Below are 19,185 nucleotides of genomic sequence, written 5' to 3'. Positions count from 1 at the left end.
TTATTTAAACAAGGCATGGAGGTCGACCGGTCTAAACCTTAATCAAATGTATGTATAAAAAAATTCAATCTATTTAGAATGTTTAGGAATTTAATATTTTTATAATGGTTACTATGCAAAATTGAAATGATTTAATTTGTATAGTGCAAATGGAGAGGGAAATTATATGACAACCAAAGAAATGGTTTATTCAGCATTGTTTGCAGCATTAATCGGAGTTTTAGGGCTAATCCCTCCAATTCCTTTAGGATTCATACCGGTACCAATTACTGCACAAACATTAGGCGTTATGCTTGCGGGATGCTTTTTAGGTAGAAAAATGGGCGGATTGAGTTTAATAGTTTTTATAGTATTGGTTGCAATTGGTGCGCCGTTATTAACAGGTGGCCGTGGTGGACTTGCTGTATTGGTGGGGCCTTCAGCAGGGTATATTTGGAGTTGGCCGCTAGCTGCTTTTATCATCGGTTACTTCACTGAAAAAGTCTGGTCCAACGTCAAAACATGGAAAGTCGTTATCGTTAACATATTTGGCGGGGTGCTTTTGATTAACTTAATTGGTGCACCTATTATGGCTCTTATTACAAATACATCGGTATGGGCAGGTTTAATGGCGAGTATTGCGTTTTTACCAGGGGATTTAATTAAAGCATTCATTGCAGCGATAATTGCTGTGCAATTAAAATCAGTGAGTCCAATTCAAGAACGACTGGCAGCAGCAGAAGAGGAATAATGACAACAAATGGTGGGACGGTTTTCTTCTTTATTTGGATTGCATAATGTGAATGAAAGGTAATAATAACATGAATATAACTGACCAAATAACGATGTACAAAGACATCTGTCCTGAAAAAGTGGCAGTGCAGCTTGGAATTCGACAACTAACATACAGTGCTTTAGTTGACTCGATGAATCAAATTGCAAATGGCTTGTCGAATGTGGAACATTCATCAAAATCGAATATAGCCATATTAATGTCTAATTGTGTTGAATTCATTCAAATCTTCGTTGGAGTAGTCAAAGCTGGTTTGATACCTGTACCACTTGATCCGAAATGGAGTGCATCTGAAATTCGATACGTATTGACAAAATGTGAGCCTGCTTTGTTGTTTATCGAAGGAAGTTTAGCGGATAAAGTGGAAGAGGAAGGTATTCCAACTATAATAGTTGAGCCAGATGGCACGGAGGACGATTTTTCAAACTGGCTTGCTTCTAATGCAGTGGAAGAACCTATAACCCCATTGATAAATGAAGTTTTATTTTTAGGTTTTACATCAGGAACAACAGGTACACCAAAAGGGTATATTCGTACACATTTATCTTGGCTAGAAAGCTTTTATTCAACGAATAAGGTATTTAATCTCAAGTTCTTTGACCATATATTAGCGCCGGGACCTCTTGTCCATTCATTGTCATTATTTGCAGCAATCCAAACATTGTTTATAGGTGCGACTTTTCATATTATTCGTAAATTTACACCAGCTGATGTACTGAAAGTTTGTCAGCAAGTAGAAGAGACAACTATTTTCCTTGTCCCGACTATGATTCAAGCAATAATGGATTACGCAGTGAGGACTCCGCATCCGTATTATGTGCCAAAAGCGGTTATTTCTTCAGGAGCAAAATGGTCAGCAGCCTCTAAAGAAGGGGTAATGGAGGTATTTCCGAATCTGGATATTTATGAATTTTATGGTTCTTCAGAGGCCAGTTATATTTCCTATTTAACGCCTCAAAATAATAGTTTAAAGCCAGATACAGTCGGTAAGCCATTTCCGCAAGTGAAAATTTCAATTAGAGATATGGATGGCAAGGAAGTGAAGACAGGGGAAGTGGGTCAGTTATTTGTTTCAAGTGAGATGATATTTTCGGGTTATTTTCAGCAAGAGGATGAAACAAATAATGTTTTGAAAGACAATTGGTTAAAGTTAGGTGATTACGCAAGGCGGGATGAAGAGGGTTATCTTTACATAGAAGGTCGGGCAAAAAACATGATTGTAAGTGGGGGTCTGAACATATTTCCGGAAGAAATTGAACGGGTATTGATGCAATTACCGGAAATTGAAGCAGTAATGGTGACAAGTTTACCTGATGCTTACTGGGGTGAAAAGGTCATCGTACTTGTACAGTGGAAACAGGGATACACACTCAACTTACAAGAAGTAAAAAGCCATTGCCGGAAGTATCTGGCATCCTACAAAACCCCGCAAGAACTAATCGAAGTCACAGCATTTCCTTATACAAGTAGCGGGAAAATTGCGCGTAACCTTGTAAAACAACAAATGATAGAGGTGTGCCGATGAGAGAAGTTGTTATTGTAGAAGCGAAAAGGACACCTATAGGAAAATTAGGTGGTGTATTCAAAAATCTAGAACCAGAGGATTTACTAACACCACTCATAAAACACCTTATCCATGAAAATAATATTCCGGCTACAGAGATTGATGATGTGATCATTGGTAATACAGTGGGACCTGGTGGAAATATTGCACGTAATGCTTTATTAACAGCAGGTTTACCCTACACGGTACCTGGTGTGACTGTCGACCGTCAATGTGGATCTGGGTTAGAAGCAGTGAACCAGGCTGCCCGTATGATTCAAAGCGGAGCAGGTCATATTTATTTAGCAGGTGGAGTTGAAAGCACTAGTCGAGCACCTTGGCGAATGAAAAAGCCAACCTCGCTTTATTCCTATCAACCGCCGGAAATTTATATGCGTGCTCGTTTTTCACCAGACAGTATAGGCGATCCAGATATGGGTATTGCGGCTGAAAATGTTGCAGAGAAATATGGGATTTCTCGCAAAGCACAAGATTTATTTGCGCTAGGCAGCCATGAAAAGGCTGTAAAATCTCAACGTGAAGGACGATTCACCGATGAAATAGTACCGATCACGGTTCAGTATGGTAAAGATTCAATCATTATTAGTGAAGATGAATGTCCACGAGCCAATACGAGCTTTGAAAAGTTACAGCAGTTATTGCCTGTATTTAAAAATGATGGTGTTGTAACAGCAGGAAATGCATGTCCTATCAACGATGGTGCAGCGCTTGTATTAATAATGTCTTTAGAAAAATGCGAGGAACTAGGACTGCAGCCACTAATGAAATTTATTGATGCGCAAGCAGTTGGTGTAGACCCAAATTATTTGGGCATAGGTCCAGTATCTGCCGTCAATCAACTCCTTGCAAGGAATGACCTAACAGCCGATGATATCGATATAGTTGAGTTTAATGAAGCATTCGCCTCTCAAGTATTAGCATCCATTCAAAGTCTAGGCATTCCGCAATTAAAGGTCAATCGTGGTGGTGGTGCCATTGCCATTGGCCATCCATATGGAGCATCAGGAGCTATTTTAATGACCAGACTCTGTGCAGAGATGAAACGGCAGCCATTTATGAGAGGACTTGCAACCCTTGGCATTGGGGGAGGACTTGGGCTAGCCACATTAGTTGAACGATTTTCGAAGGAGTGAAGCCTTCCATTTTCATTAACAGTTTCGTATATAGTGAATAAGCTATTCACTATGATTTGTGTGTTAAGAGCTCAACGCTAGTAAATGGGATACTGATGGTTTTTAGAGGAGGATCCAGGATGTTAACAGGGAAAGTGGCATTAGTGACAGGAGCTAGCCGGGGAATTGGACGAAGCGTTGCATTACGTTTAGCAAGAGAAGGAGCAGCTGTAGGTGTCAATGGAACAAATCCTGAAAAAGTAGCACAAGTCGTATCAGAAATTCACACATTGGGTGGGCAGGCTATTGGGATCTGTGAGTCTATAGCATCAGTGTCTAGCGGTGAAATAATCGTCCCTCAGCTAATGGACGCATTTGGTCAGTTGGATATATTGGTGAACAATGCTGGCATCGTGCGTGATAAAAAATGCATCAATATGTCGGCAGCTCAATGGCAGGATGTGATAGACGTTCATTTAACGGGTACTTTCGCTTGTACAAAGGCAGCGATAAATGTTATGAAGGAACGCGGTCAAGGCGGATGTATCATCAATATGACGTCAACTGCTGGTTTATTAGGCTCAGTTGGTCAAGTGAATTATAGTGCAGCAAAAGCGGGAATCCTCGGTATGACGTGGACTTTGGCAGAAGAGCTGAAAAAAGATCATATTCGGGTCAATGCGATTTCTCCTGCAGCGCTCACTGATATGACAAAGTCTGTTATTGAGTATATTCAAGCTAAATGTACTGCGAATAACGAAGTATTTCCACCCTTTTGGCAAGTAGGCACAGCAGATGAAGTGGCACATCTTATATATTTATTAACGACTATCGACGATTCGGAATTAACAGGCGAAGTATTTGGCGTGAACGGCTCGAAAATCAGTGTTTGGGAGAAGCCTAAACAAAGAATGCTCTCAAATGATCAGGGGCTAACTGCAGATATGCTCCTAGCAAAATGGCATGAACATCGTGACACAACTACTGATTAAAGAAGGTTTCCATTATGCTATGTTTTGAAGATGTATCATTTTCTTATCCTAATAAGAAGCATGTTATTCAAAAACTTTCTTTTCAAATAGAAAAGGGAGAGTTTGTGGCAATTGTCGGCCCAAACGGTTCTGGTAAATCGACCATCTCCAAATTGGCAGATGGACTGATATTACCGAAAAAAGGCAGAGTTTTGTTTCAAGGCCTTGATACAAAACAAAAGGAAAATCTAGCAATAATCCGCAAATCAATAGGCATTATTTTTCAAAACCCAGAGGAACAGCTCATTACGACCAATGTATTCGATGAAGTAATCTTCGGTCTTGAAAATATCGCCTGTCCTCCCAGTGAGATGGTAGAAAGAGCAGAGGCTGCACTTGAAAAAGTAGGGATGCTTCCTTTTCGAGAGACTGAGCCACATAAACTCTCTGGTGGTCAAAAGCAGCGTGTGGCCATTGCTGCGATATTAGCAATGGAACCAAAACTCATTATTTTTGATGAATCTACGTCCATGCTTGACCCTGATGGGAGACATCAAATTATATCCATCATGCGTCAATTGCATAATGAAGGTATTACCATTTTGCATATTACGCACCATATGGACGAAGTGTTATCAGCAACAAAAGTGATAGTAATTAATCAAGGGCAGATTGTGTCTACCGGAACCCCGCTTGAAATCTTCCATAAGCCACAGATGCTAATAGACTGTCGTTTGGAATTACCCTTTGCATTAAAATTGAAAATGCAGATGCAGCAGGAGGAAGTAGAAGTGCCAATGCATATAACGGATATAGAAGGGATGGTAGAATACTTATGGAACTCGCGCTAGAGCATATTCAATATGATTATTACAGCCCTGCAACTCGCGAAGTAAAACAAGTATTAACAGATATCTCGTGTACCATTCCATCTGGAGCATGGGTATCTATCATCGGGCAAACGGGATCAGGAAAGTCCACTTTAGCCAAAGTGATGCAAGGATTATTATGGCCGACAGTAGGCCAGAATACGATGGATGGGAAGCTAATAAAACCTAATAAAAAAGGAAAACCGACAATTTCTCCAGATGTGGGTCTTGTTTTTCAATATCCTGAACACCAATTATTTGAAACGACTGTTTTAAAAGAACTAGCTTTTGGCCCTAGAAATAGAGGATGGCATAAAGACGCTATCGTAAATAAGGCACAGCAAGTAATTGATTTAGTAGGCTTGGATGCAAGTTACCTAGAAAAATCTCCGCTTCATTTAAGTGGTGGAGAAAAAAGACGTGTTGCGATTGCGTCTGTCCTTATGTTAGAGCCCAAGATTCTTATTTTAGATGAACCGACTGCCGGATTAGATCCACTCGGTAGGCAGAGCATCTTACAAAACATAGAGGAGTGGCGACGACAAGGCAATCATACGGTTATATTGATTACACATCAAATGAATGACGTAGTGGAATATGCTGATGAAGTCATTGTGTTACACAAAGGGAAGCTGCAATTTCAAATGAACCCTATGTCATTGTTTTTGGATAAAAGGGAAGAACTACAATCCATGGGATTAGATATACCCGATACAGCGAAATTGTTACTAGCAATAGAGAAGGTGACAGGGCAAAGGATCCAGGTAGCATCTTTGAAAGAATTAGATGTGATGCCTCAAGTGCTTACACTTCTAAAGGGAAGGAGATACCAATATGATTGAAAATGTCATTATTGGTCAGTATGTCGCTAGAGATTCCATCTTACATCGTTTAGACCCGCGAACAAAACTAATGGCCATAGCTATTTTTATGTTATTGGTTTTTTTATTACATAGTTATATAAGTTATGTGCTAGTAACTTGTCTTGTTTTAGGTTGTCTAGCATGTTCAAAAATTCCACCATCCTTTTTTATAAAAGGATTATTGCCAATTCTATTTATTTTGAGCTTCACTTTTGTGTATCATTTATTTTTAACAAAAGGGGAGAATCTAATATTTCAATTTGGCTACTTGCATATTTATATGGAAGGAATTGTCGAAGGTTGCCGCGTCCTATTGAAAATTGTCCTCCTTGTTTTGATGACTTCATTATTAACTTTAACGACAAAGCCATTAGATATAGCGTACGGTCTAGAAACAATCATGAGACCTTTAAAAAAACTGCATGTACCAGTAGAACAATTTGCCTTAATGCTGTCGATTGCATTACGATTTATCCCAACTATTATTCAGGAGCTAGACCGCATCATTGATGCACAGCGCTCAAGAGGTGTGCAGTTTGATCATCAAAGCAAAGTTAAAAGAATTACGAATTATATTCCGGTCATTATTCCATTGTTATTAACTTCCATTCAAAGGGCCGAAAACTTATCGCTTGCGATTGATGCTCGTGCCTATCGTGATGGACGTGATAGAACTCGTTTTAAACTATTAAAATTTAAGAGTTTAGATTATTGGACACTAAGTATTTTATTGCTAGTTTTATTGGGCCTTTTATTTCTGAAGGTTGGAGGAGAAGTGTTATAAAACCTTGTGCTATTAGAGTTACTTCATTATTAACTTCCTTACCCTTTACTCAGCGTCGTATTCAATAAGGTCGAATTAAATATTATTAAATGCAGCTTTATAACAAAAGGCTTGGCTCTCCGACGATTTCCCCGTTTTTACATTGCTTAAGACACTTGCTTAGCTCTTGAAAGACATTTTTATTTGGGCTTGAGGAGCTGAGTCTAAACTATCCCCCTTTGCGACTGGAAACACCAATAGGTTTTCAGTTTTTTTGTTTTAGCTACCCAAAAAAGATTACATGCTATCGAGAAATGACAATGTTCACTAAGCCGGTTTTAATTTTATTATTCGCCCTCGATCAGGTTTGTTCTTCAACTTTTACCGCAAAACTGCTTCCAATATTATCAGTTTGTTCCTTTTGACATTTTCAAGATTCAGGAATATACTTGCTTATAACTTAAAAAGTTTACCTATCGCAACATTTTGAGTTGCGTGTAAAAAGGGGTTGAAATAGTTATGTCTGAATATGGTGAATTACATCAATCCTCTTCTAGGGGAATTAAAAAACTGCTTCCTTATCTAGGTCCAGCCTTTATAGCCGCTGTAGCCTATATTGATCCAGGGAATTATGCTACAAATATTACAGCAGGTTCTAAATATGGTTATACATTATTATGGGTTATCTTTGCCTCTAATTTAATGGCTGTTCTAATCCAATCATTGTCTGCTAAATTAGGAATTGCCACAGGGAAAAATCTTCCTGAGCTATGCAGGGAGAGGTTTTCAAAAAAGACATCTTTCTTATTATGGCTGCAGGCTGAAGCGGTTATCATGGCAACTGATTTGGCTGAATTTATTGGTGCGGCACTCGGAATCTATTTGCTTTTTGATCTGCCGCTTATCACATCTGCCTTTATTGCGGCGATAGGCTCTTTTGCCATATTGGAAATCCAGCGTAGAGGATATCGGACATTCGAAGCCTTGATCACGGTCATGATTTTTGTTGTAGTTATTGCATTTGGGGCTCAAGTTTTTTATGCAAAACCTGATACTTCTGCAGTTGTTCTGGGACTCTTCACTCCAAAATTCGAGGGGGTAGATAGTATTTTACTATCTGCGGGTATGCTTGGAGCGACCGTCATGCCACATGCGATTTACCTTCATTCTTCTTTAACGCAGAAAAGAATTGTCGGTAAAAACGATTTAGAACGAAAAAAGATTTTTCGTTTTGAGCTAATTGATATTATTATAGCTATGCTTATTGCAGGTGCAATCAATGCCGCCATGGTAATTGTTTCAGCAGCTTTGTTTCATAAAAGTGGAATACTTGTTGAGGATTTAGATGTTGCGTATCAACAATTTGGTGCCCTGCTTGGACCTTCTGTCGCGATGTTTTTTGGGATAGGACTATTGTTTGCAGGATTATCAAGCTCTTCCGTTGGTGTGATGACAGGTGATGTAGTCATGCAGGGTTTTATTAAAAGGCATATACCGATTTATTTGAGAAGAGTCATTACGACAGTTCCTCCTTTAGCTATTATATTGTGGGGAGTAAACCCATCTAAAGCACTTGTGATGAGTCAAGTGGTTCTCTCGTTTGGAATTGCGTTTGCTTTAATTCCGTTAATCATGTTTACGAGCAATAAACAAGTTATGGGCAATCTAGTCAATCATAAAGTCACCTCCAGCATAGCCGGGCTTATCGCTGTACTTATTATCGGGCTGAATTTGTTCCTGCTTTATGAAACAATTTTCAGCTAAAGAGGTTATGTCTGGAGAATGGAACGTGGATTTTATGGAGCAGCATGATTCGGTACAGCCTTATTCCCATAGCATTAATTAGAATGAAAGAAAAGTTGAAGGACCAGGTACTGGTCCTTTTTCCGTTGCTCTTAACAGTCAGATGGAGGCTGACATGGCTGAATGTGAACCTTTAATTGATTAATTCGACCTTCACTAGATTAATTCGGCCTTGCGATTGATTAATTCGCCCTTCACTAGATTAATTCGACCGTGCCATTGATTAATTCGGCCTTGCGATTGATTAATTCGACCTTCACTAGATTAATTCGGCCTTGCGATTAATTAATTCGACCTTCATTAGATTAATTCGACCGTGCCATTAATTAATTCGACCTACACATAGGATAATCCGTCCTTGGCTCCGATTAATCCCTGATAATACCGTGACTTGTCCCAATCAAAACTTCCTTTTCCTTTTGATTGCGGTAAACGAATTTAAGGGCAATTTTTTTGAAACCTTCCATTTGTTCTACTTCTGTCAAAATTAACTCACATGTAATGGTGTCACCTGTAAATACAGGACGAATGAATTCATTTACCATTTCACGGGCGATGTAATTCAAATCGCCTCCGATTTTAGTCCCTATACTTGCTGTTAATAATCCATGTACCATTAATCGCCCTTTTTCATCGCGTTCCATATGATGTCTGCCTTGGTCTCCTGAAAGTTCAGCGAATTGTAACGTTTCTTCTTCAGTAAAGGTCCGTTCCCACGTATATACATCCCCAGGTTTCAGCATTATGTTTCTTCCTCCCTATAATATCTAGATTTCCAATGTCTAACATATAAAATATAACACGTTTAAATAATAAATGAATAACCATTCATAATAAAATACATGCGGTTATTCGAACGTTATGTGATTAAACTTTACGTAAAATTCGGTGATAGTCAGGAATTTTAGTTAAGGTTTACAAAATTCCTTCGTAAATTTACCTATTATGTTAATGGCATTTGGGATTACCCATGATTATTGGATGGATATCGGCAAGTCAGCGAATTTTAATTCTGCCAGGTGAAGAATACTGTCACTGCTTTAGACGGCAACCAGACTGCAGGTATGTATGTAAAAAAGGCAAGTTGGTCGAGACACTGAACCTGCGATAACGAGATGGCATAAAGAATTGCTGTTAAGGAAAGACTGAGAACTTTCAGTCTTTTTTTGCTTAAAGGAATTCCCTAAATGCAAGTTAAAGGCAGGTATTCCCAATTGGGATTATGGTAAAATTAAATGGAGAACAGGAAGGAATGATAGTGACGAATGAATACTCATTTTTTCTTTGCTTTGGTATTACCTGATGATATAAAGACTTATTTAAATGATGCAACAGAACAAATTAAATCAGAGTTTCCATTTAAGAAATGGCTGCATCAAGCCGATTATCATATTACGATGGCGTTTTTAGGGAATGCTCCTGATTCTATGAAAAAGGATGCCCTAGGGCGAGTGGAAAGCGAGCTTGCCAATGAGACCATGTTTGACCTGGAACTCGGGGATATTGGGGTTTTTGGAAAAAATGAGAGCCCAAGAATTCTTTGGGCAGGTGTCAAACAGCAAGACAGACTTTTTACCATTCAAAGAAAAATCTATGAATCGTGTGTGCAGGCCGGCTTTGAACTGGATAAAAAACCGTTTAAGCCGCATATAACGCTGGCAAGAAAATTCGAGGGTGAGAGTCTCTTTTCGATAGAAAGGGTCCGGCAGATAGCAAATTTGGAGACTAAGCATTTTGAAGCAGCTCAGATTGCGCTTTATCAAACACATCTTGGAGCTTCCCCTTCATACGAACAGATTTTTACAATAAACCTTCAATAATAGAGGAAGATGGGTGGTGTTCGAATGGCACAGCTCATAAAAATGCAGGATTATATTTCTCGGTATGAGCAGGATATTTATCGATATCCAACACAATTTGCAAAATTAAAAAAACAGCAATGGGATAAATTGAAGGCTGCATATCACGCGGGCGAGCTAAATCAGCTGTATAGCCAACCTGATGTAATGGAAACCCTTGTACAGGACGATACACCTCAGGAGGAGCCACAGGGCCTGTTCAACAAGGTGAAAGGCCTATTCCACCGTTCAGATAAACAAGCGCTAGAGGTCGAAGAGCAACAAATACCGAACCCGGCTAGAAATGAAAATGTCTTTTCATTAAGATTTCCCTCTAATCCAGCTAATCTGGATGAATTAAAACAGAATTTTTTAAATCAGCTGCTCCGATTTCAAATGAAATGGGGCAGCTCGACGCTTCGTGAAAAGTCATTTGTGGACCAATCATTCTTTTTGGATGAAAGGCTCCGCTTTTTTCTGCAGCGGTTTCCGGATACGTTTCTCGTTTTATACAAACCTATCTTTCTATTGAAAAATGCGCCTGTCGAAGTCGATGTCATTTTATTAACGCCTGTGGATGCCTGGTGCATCACATTTTTGGAAGCGGAGGAAGATTCGGCTTTTATTGGATCGAGCGATCGATTCTGGGTCCGCCGGCATCATAAGTATCCTGACAAAAAAGTGCTCAATCCATTATTGGCTGTCAATCGGATGGGAAACATCGTCTCCCAGTTATTTGAACTATATGAAGTGAACTTGCCGATAAAAAAAGTGGTTCTCTCCCGAAATGGATATGTGGATTACCCGGAAACGCCGTATGATATCGATATATTGGATAAACGGACATTCCCGGAATGGTTTGAAAGGATGCGGACAATTTCTTCTCCCCTTAAGGCTCAGCAGTTAAAAGGTGCGCAGGCTTTGCTGGAATATTGCCAAACTACTTCAAGCATACGACCAGAATGGGATATCGATAATAATCAAGCAGAGGGAAAAGGGCATGCAGCGCCTTAATGAAACGATGTATTTCATTGTCAATCCAATGGCCGGAAATAAAGGAAGTATTAAAACCTGGAAAAAGGTCGAGGAAATACTGAAATCAGAAGATGTTCCCTATGAGGTCTTTTTTACGAAAGAAAAAGGGCATGCGTTAAGGTTGACGAAGGAAATTCTTTCCCAGACTAATCAGAAAACCCGAATGATTGCAGTTGGGGGAGATGGTACCTTACATGAATTGGTAAATGGTGCTGCTGAGTTTCCTCATGCAATCATTGGCTCCCTTGCAGCTGGGTCTGGCAATGATTATGTAAGGGGAGTTCAGAAAACCAAGAGTGCAGAGGAAGCCCTTTCTTTATTTCAGGATAATGTCGTCAGGGTTATTGACATCGGGCAGTTTGAGACGAATGGTCAGACCGGTTATTTTATGAACAGCCTTGGAATGGGTATTGATGCTGAAATATCTTATGAAGCGGACCGTTCTCCTCTAAAAAAATGGTTTAATCTTGTGAAAGCGGGTAAATTAATTTATCTGTTTATTTTTATAAAAAAGCTATTCACTTATCGGCCTAGTTATATGAATTTGACTGTTGATGGCAACATACATCAGTTAAAAAAGGTATGGTTCATTGTTATCGCAAACCAGCCCTACTTTGGTGGCGGGATGAAAATTTCACCGAAGTCAAAGCTAGACGATGGCATGTTGGATGTGATTGCAGTCCATGACATTTCGATTATGAAATTATTGACCGTATTCATCACCGTTTTATGGGGCGGTCATCTAAACATTAATAACGTTGATTTCTTTTCAGGTAAAATGATTCAAATTAAGAATTTTGGGTCAGTAAAAATTCAGTCAGATGGAGAAATTGTTGGGATGGATGAAGTAGCAGTAGAGGTTCTGAAAGAGAAAATCAGTGTCATGTTTAAGGGCCGTATTTCATTATAAGTTTTGAAATGATTTATTTGTTGTTGTTTTATGCGTATAATCGTTTTATAGTACTTGACGAAGAAACAGTATTTCAACTAAAATTTAATTTATGGCTATTGTTTTATTGCTCAATAGCTATTTTTTTATTTCTCTAATATGAGGATGTTTTTAATTGCGGGGTATCATCCCGATGCACGTATACACGCAGCTTCGCCAACAGGCGGGTTTTTTATTAAACATGGACTCAAAGTAGTGGTAATACATACACTAGGTGAAACGTACCCACATTTGTATAATTAAGCGAGGAAATCGAAGGTGAACCAGTTGGAACATTTATTAGGTCAGGAGTGGGATATATCCCCTGCTGGAGGAGCTACAGGAGAAGCCTTTATTGCCGAGAAAGATGGACAGAAGCTCTTCCTGAAACGAAATTCATCGCCATTTTTAGCTGTTCTTTCAGCTGAGGGCATTGTTCCAAAGTTAATGTGGACAAAACGCCTGGAAAATGGGGATGTAATTACGGCCCAGCATTGGATGGAAGGCAGGGAGCTATCTCAGCAGGAAATGAACAATATAAGAGTCGCAAAGCTGCTTCAAAAAATTCATCAATCCGATCCTTTGTTAAGCATGCTCAAAAGGCTTGGGAAATCCCCTTTACGACCTGAAAGTATACTTACAGAAATAGAAACCGGGTTATCTTCGGATGTTACGGATATTCCGATTATCAAGCAAGCCATTCATTTTTTACAGAACAATCTTCTGTTGATTGAATGCGACGAAAAAGTCGTCTGTCATTGTGATGTGAACCACAATAATTGGCTCATGACCGAAACTGACGGATTGTTTCTAATTGATTGGGACGGAGCAGTCATTGGCGATCCAGCCATTGACCTGGGCATACTCTTGTATTCCTACGTCCCAAGGGAAGAATGGAATGAGTGGCTTGCCCGTTATGGCAAGAAGCTTGACGCAGGCCTGGAGATGAGGATGAAATGGCACACGGTTTCACAACTTGTGCTTTCCATCCAATGGCATCATCGTAGAAAACGGTACGAGGAAAGAAACGATTTACTTCATAAACTTGAAACGCTATTAATGGCTGGCTGATTAGTATTGATCAATGTCATCCACCCATTGGGACAAGTCGTTCTGGTGTGTTGTTATATGTGCTTCTAAATCGGCGGCACCGATTCCTGTCTGACTGTATTCGTAAATCTCCGTCAGTACTGTTTTCACGTTACTATCAATATCCATATTGATCATCAAGGATTTGGCGAGCCTCTCAACCTGTTCGCATTCAGAAACGGAACCGCAGCAGTCTGTTTGATGGTTGGTTAATATATCTTTTAATAGTGCCATTTGATGTTCGTGGGATAGCGGCATATAATTCCACTCCTTTCTTAAATTGTAAAAGTGAGCCTGGATAAAAGGGATTCTCAGGTGATTTTCCCTGCCCTTCACTTATTTATAGTGTGTGTTGCGGAAAGTTTTATACATGAAAACTACAGAGACTGTCGCCATGATGGCCGGCAGTTTTTTTATTTAATGAATGGGCCCGCGCCGGCGGTTCCTGAAAAAATCAGCTTGCAGGAATCCATCTACTCGTGTTATGGTTTGAACGATTATATTATAAATAGGGGTGTCATCATGCGTTTAAGAAATAAACCTTGGGCTGAAGACCGTTTGAATGATTTTCCGCAATATGTGATTCAGCAGCCAGTGAGCCATAAAGGTAAATGGCATGAAGTATTCGGTAATGATAATCCGTTATATATTGAAGTGGGTACGGGAAAAGGCCGATTTATAACAGAAATGGCGAAAGCCCATCCTGATGTGAATTTCATTGGAATTGAAGTATATAGAAGCGTCATTGTAGCGGCACTCGACTTGTTAATTGAAGCAGAAGTGCCAAATTTAAAGTTGTTAAATGTTGATGCAGCGAACTTAGGAGAATATTTTGCTAAAGGTGACGTAGATCGCGTCTACTTGAATTTCTCTGATCCATGGCCGAAATCACGTCATGCCAAACGCCGGTTAACGTATAAAACTTTCCTTGAGGTCTATGAAGGCATTCTTCCAGATCAAGGGGAAATCCACTTTAAAACGGATAACCAAGGACTATTTGAGTCTTCCTTGATGAGTATTTCCGAGTACGGCATGCTTTTAAAATATGTAAGTCTTGATTTGCATAACAGCAGCTTTGAAGGAAATATCATGACTGAATATGAAGAGAAGTTCTCGAGTAAAGGCAATCGGATTTACCGGTTGGAAGCAAAGTTTCAATAATAATTGATGAAAAACCAGGTGCACAGCATCTGGTTTTTTGTTTTTGGGCAGATTTAGATAAATTAGTGATGTTAGTGATTATGACGCTTCCATTTTGAAAAAGGTTAGGCCATATTTTCGCAATCTCTTTCAATGCCTTTCACGGGAAATAAAGAGCTGGATGTTATCAATTTCAATAAATGGAAGCGGATGTTAAACTAAAGAGAGAGGAGGGGTAAAAATGGAAACTTTGCAAATAGGGGAAATTAAATTAACATGGCTAAATGGTGGTGTAACCCACTTGGATGGCGGTGCGATGTTTGGTGTTGTACCGAAACCGCTTTGGTCCAAGAAGTATCCGGTTAACGAAAATAACCAGATTGAATTGCGGACGGATCCGATTTTAGTTCAAGCAAATGGATTAAATATGCTTATAGATTCCGGAATTGGTAACGGGAAGATGAATGACAAGCAAAAACGAAATTTTGGGGTAACGGAAGAATCCCAACTAATCGAGGATTTAGGCAAGCTTGGGATTCAACCAAATGATATCGATTACATTTTAATGACTCATCTGCATTTCGACCATGCCTGCGGATTGACGAAACGTGAAGGTGAAGCTTGGGTTCCTGTTTTCGAACGCGCAGAAATTATTACGACTCAAATTGAATGGAATGAAATGCAAAACCCGAATATTCGTTCAAAAAGTACATATTGGTCAGAAAACTGGGAAGCTGTTGCTTCTCTTGTTCGCCCGTTTAATGGAGAGAAAGAAATCACTGAAGGCATCAAAATGATTCATACCGGCGGACATAGTGATGGACATGCGATTATCATCATTGAAGATGGTTTGGACAGGCTGATTCATATGGCTGATATTATGCCGACACATGCCCATGCGAATGTACTTTGGGTACTCGCTTACGATGATTACCCAATGACTTCCATCCAGGCGAAGGAAAAGTGGATGAAATCCGGACTGGAAAACGGGTCGTGGTACAGCTTTTACCATGATGCCCACTATTGTGCCATAAAATGGAATGAAACGGGTAAAGAAATAACGGCTGAACTGAAACGAAAGCGATAAGGATAACAATAAAGGAGGACCGTCATTTTGACGACCTCCTTTTTGTTTCAATCGTTTTGCGCATTAAGCTCCAAAATTGTTCCTGTAGAGGCATCCGCTACAAATTCGAATTGCTCGCGTTTTCCCTCTGTGTTTCTAGTAATGCCGCCTTTATACACTTCATAGTCTAAATTATTTTTTTTGTAGTTTTCCGGCTTCATCAAAATCCATGAGCCATATATGTTTCCGTCCTTTTTGACTGTTTCCTTCACTTGGGCTAACACTTTATCCGGAGAAGGATTACTTGATTGATCCAAAATTTGTTTCGTCGCATAGCCGGCAGCGAACCCAGCTACAGTACCTAGTAAAAACGTTTTCCAATTCATGAATTTCTCCTCCATTGCTTTTTTTCCATCACGCTTTCTAGTATACAGAAGAACTCTTTATTTGACTAATAATTTGAAATTTTAACCATTAACTGATAAATTAGAACTTTCAAGTGTAACATTATTCTAAGTTCTGTAAAATAGTAATAAATAACACATAGTTAAGGGGTAGAAAGATGAATCATGAGACTTTAGCGCTTTTTAAAACATTGACAGAATTACCAGGTGCCTCAGGAAATGAACATGCTGTTCGGAGTTTCATGAAGAGTGAGCTTGAAAAATATTCAGATGAAATTATTCAAGACCGCCTGGGTGGAATCTTTGGTGTAAAAAGAGGGAATGAAGAAGGACCAACTGTACTTGTTGCTGGGCATATGGATGAAGTGGGCTTTATGGTCACTTCGGTAACAGAAAACGGAATGCTCCGCTTTCAGACTCTAGGTGGCTGGTGGAGTCAGGTACTTTTGGCGCAAAGAGTTGAAATCATCACTGATAACGGACCGGTCATTGGCGTCATTGGTTCGATCCCGCCTCATTTGTTAGATGAATCGCAACGCTCAAAACCAATGGACATTAAAAATATGCTGATTGATATCGGAGCAGATGATAAGGAAGATGTGAAGAGAATTGGTGTCAAACCAGGTCAGCAGATTGTACCGATATGTCCGTTCACACCGATGGCTAACGAGAAAAAAATTCTTGCAAAAGCATGGGATAATCGTTATGGATGTGGACTGGCGATTGAGTTGTTAAAAGATTTAAAAGATGAAACTTTACCAAATATCTTATACTCCGGAGCAACGGTACAGGAGGAAGTAGGATTGCGTGGTGCAAAAACAGCAGCGTATATGATCAAACCTGATCTTTTCTTCGCCCTAGATGCAAGTCCAGCAAACGATATGTCAGGCAGTAAAAGTGAATTCGGCCAGCTTGGAAAAGGAGCCCTACTCCGTATTTTTGACCGGTCGATGGTCACACATCGCGGCATGAGGGAATTTATCCTTGATACTGCTGAATCTAATGATATCCCATATCAATATTTTGTTTCCCAAGGCGGCACGGATGCCGGGCAAGTCCATATTGCAAATGAAGGTATTCCAAGTGGCGTGATTGGCATTTGTTCGCGCTATATTCATACACATGCGTCCATGATTCATATTGATGATTATGCGGCAGCTCGTGAACTGATTGGGAAATTAGTTCGTGCATGTGATAAAACGACATTTGAGACATTAAAAAATAACGGCTAATAGAGGAAGCTGAAATGGAAAGGGGTGCAGTCATGTATCCTTTTCCAGCAGCTTTTTTTACATAGAAGGAAGGTAACTATTTTGAAAATAGCAGTAGGCAGTAAAAATCCGGCGAAAGTAAAGGCAGTGTTCGACGTTTACGAAGAAGCTGAAATCATTTCACTTCAAGTAGAAAGCGGGGTCTCGGAACAGCCATTTTCTGATGAGGAAACAATGAATGGAGCGGTAACGCGCGCCAAAAATTGCTTGAGCCAAAGCGATGCCGAAATCGGAATCGGTCTTGAAGGCGGTGTCGTAAAAATGAATCACGGTATATTCGTATGCAACTGGGGGGCGATGGCTACGAAGGATGGAGAGATCTACATCGCCGGTGGAGCTAGAATTCCACTCCCGGAAATTGTCGCTGAACGGTTACTAAACGGTGAAGAGTTGGGTCCGGTCATGGACGACTTCACTAAGAAAGCGAATATTAGCAAAAAAGAAGGAGCAATCGGAGTGTTTACAAATGAGCAAATCACTCGAGCTGAAATGTTCCTTCATATTATGAGAATGCTAGCAGGTCAGCACGAGTATAAGAAAAAAATGCAAAAGTGAGATTTTGTTAATGGCTTTTGATTTAACTATTTTGACCTTTTGAAAGCCATCTAAAAGTTTGTGAGACACTGGTTTTATAGGGTTCAACCATAATGCAATCGATGTGCCAAATGCAAAGGATTGCTTTGAAGGGATTGACTGAAAAGATAGGTGAAGAAAGAAGACAGTCACAACAAAGCAGAAATTGACAGGATTTAAGTTAACAGGGTTGCTAGAATAGATTACAAGGAGTGAGTGGTTTGGGATGGGTTGAATCAATCCAAAAGGCAATCAACTACATGGAGGAGCATTTACTAGATGACCTAACCATTGAAAGTATTTCCAGACAAGCGAATGCCTCAGCCTTTCATTTTCAACGGACGTTCACCATATTAACGGACATATCCGTTGGTGAATATGTCCGGCGTCGAAGACTGACTTTAGCTGCTCAGGAGATATCACGCACAAATTGCAAGATCATTGATTTAGCATACAAGTATGGCTATGACACTCCCGAGGCTTTTTCAAAGGCTTTTCGAAGGCAGCATGGAGTATCTCCAAGTGAAGCACGAAAGTATATTGGGAAGCTGACATTCTATGAACGCCTGGTAATACAGGTAATTCTGAAAGGGGAAATACCGATGAAATACAATATTATTGAAAGAGATTCCTTTCAATTAATTGGAATCAAGCGAGAGTTTTCATTAGTTAATGGAGAAAATTTAATTGGAATTCCAAAGCTTTGGGACAAAGTGAATTCGGATGGAACCGACGATCAGTTAGGAAAGTTGAACAATGGCCAAATAAAAGGGCTACTGGGAGTATGTGTTGACAAACGAATATTGGAACAAAATGAGACTATGGATTATTGGATAGCGACAGAGTATGACGGTCAAGTGCCAGAAGGGTATTCAAGCCTAACAATTCCGGCCTCCAAATGGGTTATATTTGAAGTTCACGGACCAATGCCAGATGCTATTCAAGAAGTTTGGAAACGAATTTTTTCGGAATGGTTTCCTACAAGCGGTTATGAACATGCTGGAACTCCTGAAATGGAAGTATACACAGACGATGATGCTTCAAACCCTGATTACTACTCCGAGATTTGGATTCCTGTTAAATAGATAGAAGAGTAAGGTCTACTATATTTGTTTTCGCTTGTA

20 protein-coding genes are annotated in these 19,185 nt (G+C 39.7%); 17 read left to right on the top strand and 3 right to left on the bottom strand.

The features are described from left to right. The first annotated feature begins 166 nt into the window (after positions 1-166). The 8 genes from NST21_RS21400 to NST21_RS21365 all read left to right on the top strand — a co-directional run bounded on the left by NST21_RS21400 (position 167) and on the right by NST21_RS21365 (position 8,678). Positions 167-730: a biotin transporter BioY gene (locus NST21_RS21400; protein WP_056529505.1), complete on the top strand. Its 564-nt coding sequence runs from the start codon at positions 167-169 to the stop codon at positions 728-730. Positions 731-800: 70 nt separating this feature from the next. Further along, a complete protein-coding gene (locus tag NST21_RS21395; protein ID WP_340891082.1) occupies positions 801-2,297 on the top strand; it encodes an AMP-binding protein in 1,497 nt (498 codons plus the stop codon). Beyond that, on the top strand, positions 2,294-3,469 hold the full coding sequence (locus NST21_RS21390; RefSeq protein ID WP_340891079.1) for a thiolase family protein: 1,176 nt from the start codon (positions 2,294-2,296) through the stop codon (positions 3,467-3,469). The genes NST21_RS21395 and NST21_RS21390 overlap by 4 nt, the downstream gene beginning before the upstream one ends. Positions 3,470-3,588: 119 nt before the next feature. Beyond that, a complete protein-coding gene (locus NST21_RS21385) occupies positions 3,589-4,440 on the top strand; it encodes an SDR family NAD(P)-dependent oxidoreductase (RefSeq protein WP_157444032.1) in 852 nt (283 codons plus the stop codon). 14 nt (positions 4,441-4,454) lie between these two features. Then, entirely contained in the window at positions 4,455-5,270 is an 816-nt protein-coding gene (locus tag NST21_RS21380) for an energy-coupling factor transporter ATPase (RefSeq protein ID WP_098175744.1), read from the top strand. Beyond that, positions 5,255-6,130, top strand: coding sequence for an ATP-binding cassette domain-containing protein (locus NST21_RS21375; protein ID WP_201223362.1), 876 nt, complete (start codon positions 5,255-5,257; stop codon positions 6,128-6,130). Before NST21_RS21380 ends, NST21_RS21375 begins: the two co-directional genes overlap by 16 nt. Next, positions 6,123-6,935 carry an energy-coupling factor transporter transmembrane component T family protein gene (locus NST21_RS21370; RefSeq protein WP_340891077.1) on the top strand — a complete coding sequence of 271 codons (813 nt, stop codon included), beginning with the start codon at positions 6,123-6,125 and terminating at the stop codon, positions 6,933-6,935. The genes NST21_RS21375 and NST21_RS21370 overlap by 8 nt, the downstream gene beginning before the upstream one ends. 498 nt (positions 6,936-7,433) lie before the next feature. Continuing rightward, entirely contained in the window at positions 7,434-8,678 is a 1,245-nt protein-coding gene (locus NST21_RS21365) for an Nramp family divalent metal transporter (protein WP_340891076.1), read from the top strand. Between the two features lie 407 nt (positions 8,679-9,085). On the opposite strand, the gene NST21_RS21360 is transcribed toward NST21_RS21365, so the two are convergent. Beyond that, positions 9,086-9,463 carry a MaoC/PaaZ C-terminal domain-containing protein gene (locus tag NST21_RS21360; protein ID WP_152952308.1) on the bottom strand — a complete coding sequence of 126 codons (378 nt, stop codon included), beginning with the start codon at positions 9,461-9,463 and terminating at the stop codon, positions 9,086-9,088. 519 nt (positions 9,464-9,982) lie between these two features. On the opposite strand from NST21_RS21360, the gene thpR reads away from it, so the two are divergent. The 4 genes from thpR to NST21_RS21340 all read left to right on the top strand — a co-directional run bounded on the left by thpR (position 9,983) and on the right by NST21_RS21340 (position 13,589). Continuing rightward, entirely contained in the window at positions 9,983-10,537 is a 555-nt protein-coding gene (gene thpR, locus NST21_RS21355; protein WP_053347343.1) for an RNA 2',3'-cyclic phosphodiesterase, read from the top strand. A 24-nt stretch (positions 10,538-10,561) separates the two neighbouring features. Then, positions 10,562-11,569, top strand: coding sequence for an NERD domain-containing protein (locus NST21_RS21350; RefSeq protein WP_340891073.1), 1,008 nt, complete (start codon positions 10,562-10,564; stop codon positions 11,567-11,569). Beyond that, on the top strand, positions 11,556-12,500 hold the full coding sequence (locus tag NST21_RS21345; protein WP_340891072.1) for a diacylglycerol/lipid kinase family protein: 945 nt from the start codon (positions 11,556-11,558) through the stop codon (positions 12,498-12,500). The genes NST21_RS21350 and NST21_RS21345 overlap by 14 nt, the downstream gene beginning before the upstream one ends. 306 nt (positions 12,501-12,806) lie before the next feature. Beyond that, a complete protein-coding gene (locus tag NST21_RS21340; RefSeq protein WP_053347340.1) occupies positions 12,807-13,589 on the top strand; it encodes a phosphotransferase family protein in 783 nt (260 codons plus the stop codon). Here NST21_RS21340 and NST21_RS21335 read toward each other — a convergent pair whose 3' ends face one another. Continuing rightward, a complete protein-coding gene (locus tag NST21_RS21335; RefSeq protein WP_056529472.1) occupies positions 13,590-13,865 on the bottom strand; it encodes a YtzH-like family protein in 276 nt (91 codons plus the stop codon). A 264-nt stretch (positions 13,866-14,129) separates the two neighbouring features. Here NST21_RS21335 and trmB point away from each other — a divergent pair, with 264 nt between their 5' ends. Both trmB and NST21_RS21325 read left to right on the top strand, forming a co-directional pair. Then, positions 14,130-14,768 (top strand): tRNA (guanosine(46)-N7)-methyltransferase TrmB, encoded by a 639-nt coding sequence (gene trmB / locus NST21_RS21330; protein ID WP_053348155.1) that lies wholly within the window; start codon positions 14,130-14,132, stop codon positions 14,766-14,768. Positions 14,769-14,988: 220 nt separating this feature from the next. After that, the gene (locus NST21_RS21325; protein WP_328113097.1) at positions 14,989-15,834 is read left to right on the top strand and encodes a YtnP family quorum-quenching lactonase; all 846 of its coding nucleotides are present in this window, start codon (positions 14,989-14,991) and stop codon (positions 15,832-15,834) included. 47 nt (positions 15,835-15,881) lie between these two features. Here NST21_RS21325 and NST21_RS21320 read toward each other — a convergent pair whose 3' ends face one another. Then, positions 15,882-16,199, bottom strand: a complete 318-nt coding sequence (locus tag NST21_RS21320) for a PepSY domain-containing protein (RefSeq protein ID WP_053347337.1) — start codon at positions 16,197-16,199, stop codon at positions 15,882-15,884. 176 nt (positions 16,200-16,375) lie between these two features. Here NST21_RS21320 and NST21_RS21315 point away from each other — a divergent pair, with 176 nt between their 5' ends. From NST21_RS21315 to NST21_RS21305, 3 genes are all read left to right on the top strand, one after another. Beyond that, on the top strand, positions 16,376-17,449 hold the full coding sequence (locus tag NST21_RS21315) for a M42 family metallopeptidase (protein WP_053347336.1): 1,074 nt from the start codon (positions 16,376-16,378) through the stop codon (positions 17,447-17,449). Positions 17,450-17,530: 81 nt separating this feature from the next. Continuing rightward, on the top strand, positions 17,531-18,043 hold the full coding sequence (locus NST21_RS21310) for a DUF84 family protein (protein WP_340891067.1): 513 nt from the start codon (positions 17,531-17,533) through the stop codon (positions 18,041-18,043). A 239-nt stretch (positions 18,044-18,282) separates the two neighbouring features. After that, entirely contained in the window at positions 18,283-19,146 is an 864-nt protein-coding gene (locus NST21_RS21305; RefSeq protein WP_340450666.1) for an AraC family transcriptional regulator, read from the top strand. Positions 19,147-19,185: the final 39 nt, after the last annotated feature.

This window comes from Peribacillus sp. FSL K6-1552 (assembly GCF_038005205.1).
Classification (GTDB): Bacteria; Bacillota; Bacilli; order Bacillales; family DSM-1321; genus Peribacillus; species Peribacillus butanolivorans.
The sequence above is the reverse complement of the archived record's forward strand: the minus strand, read 5'-3'. Positions and strand labels throughout refer to the sequence as shown.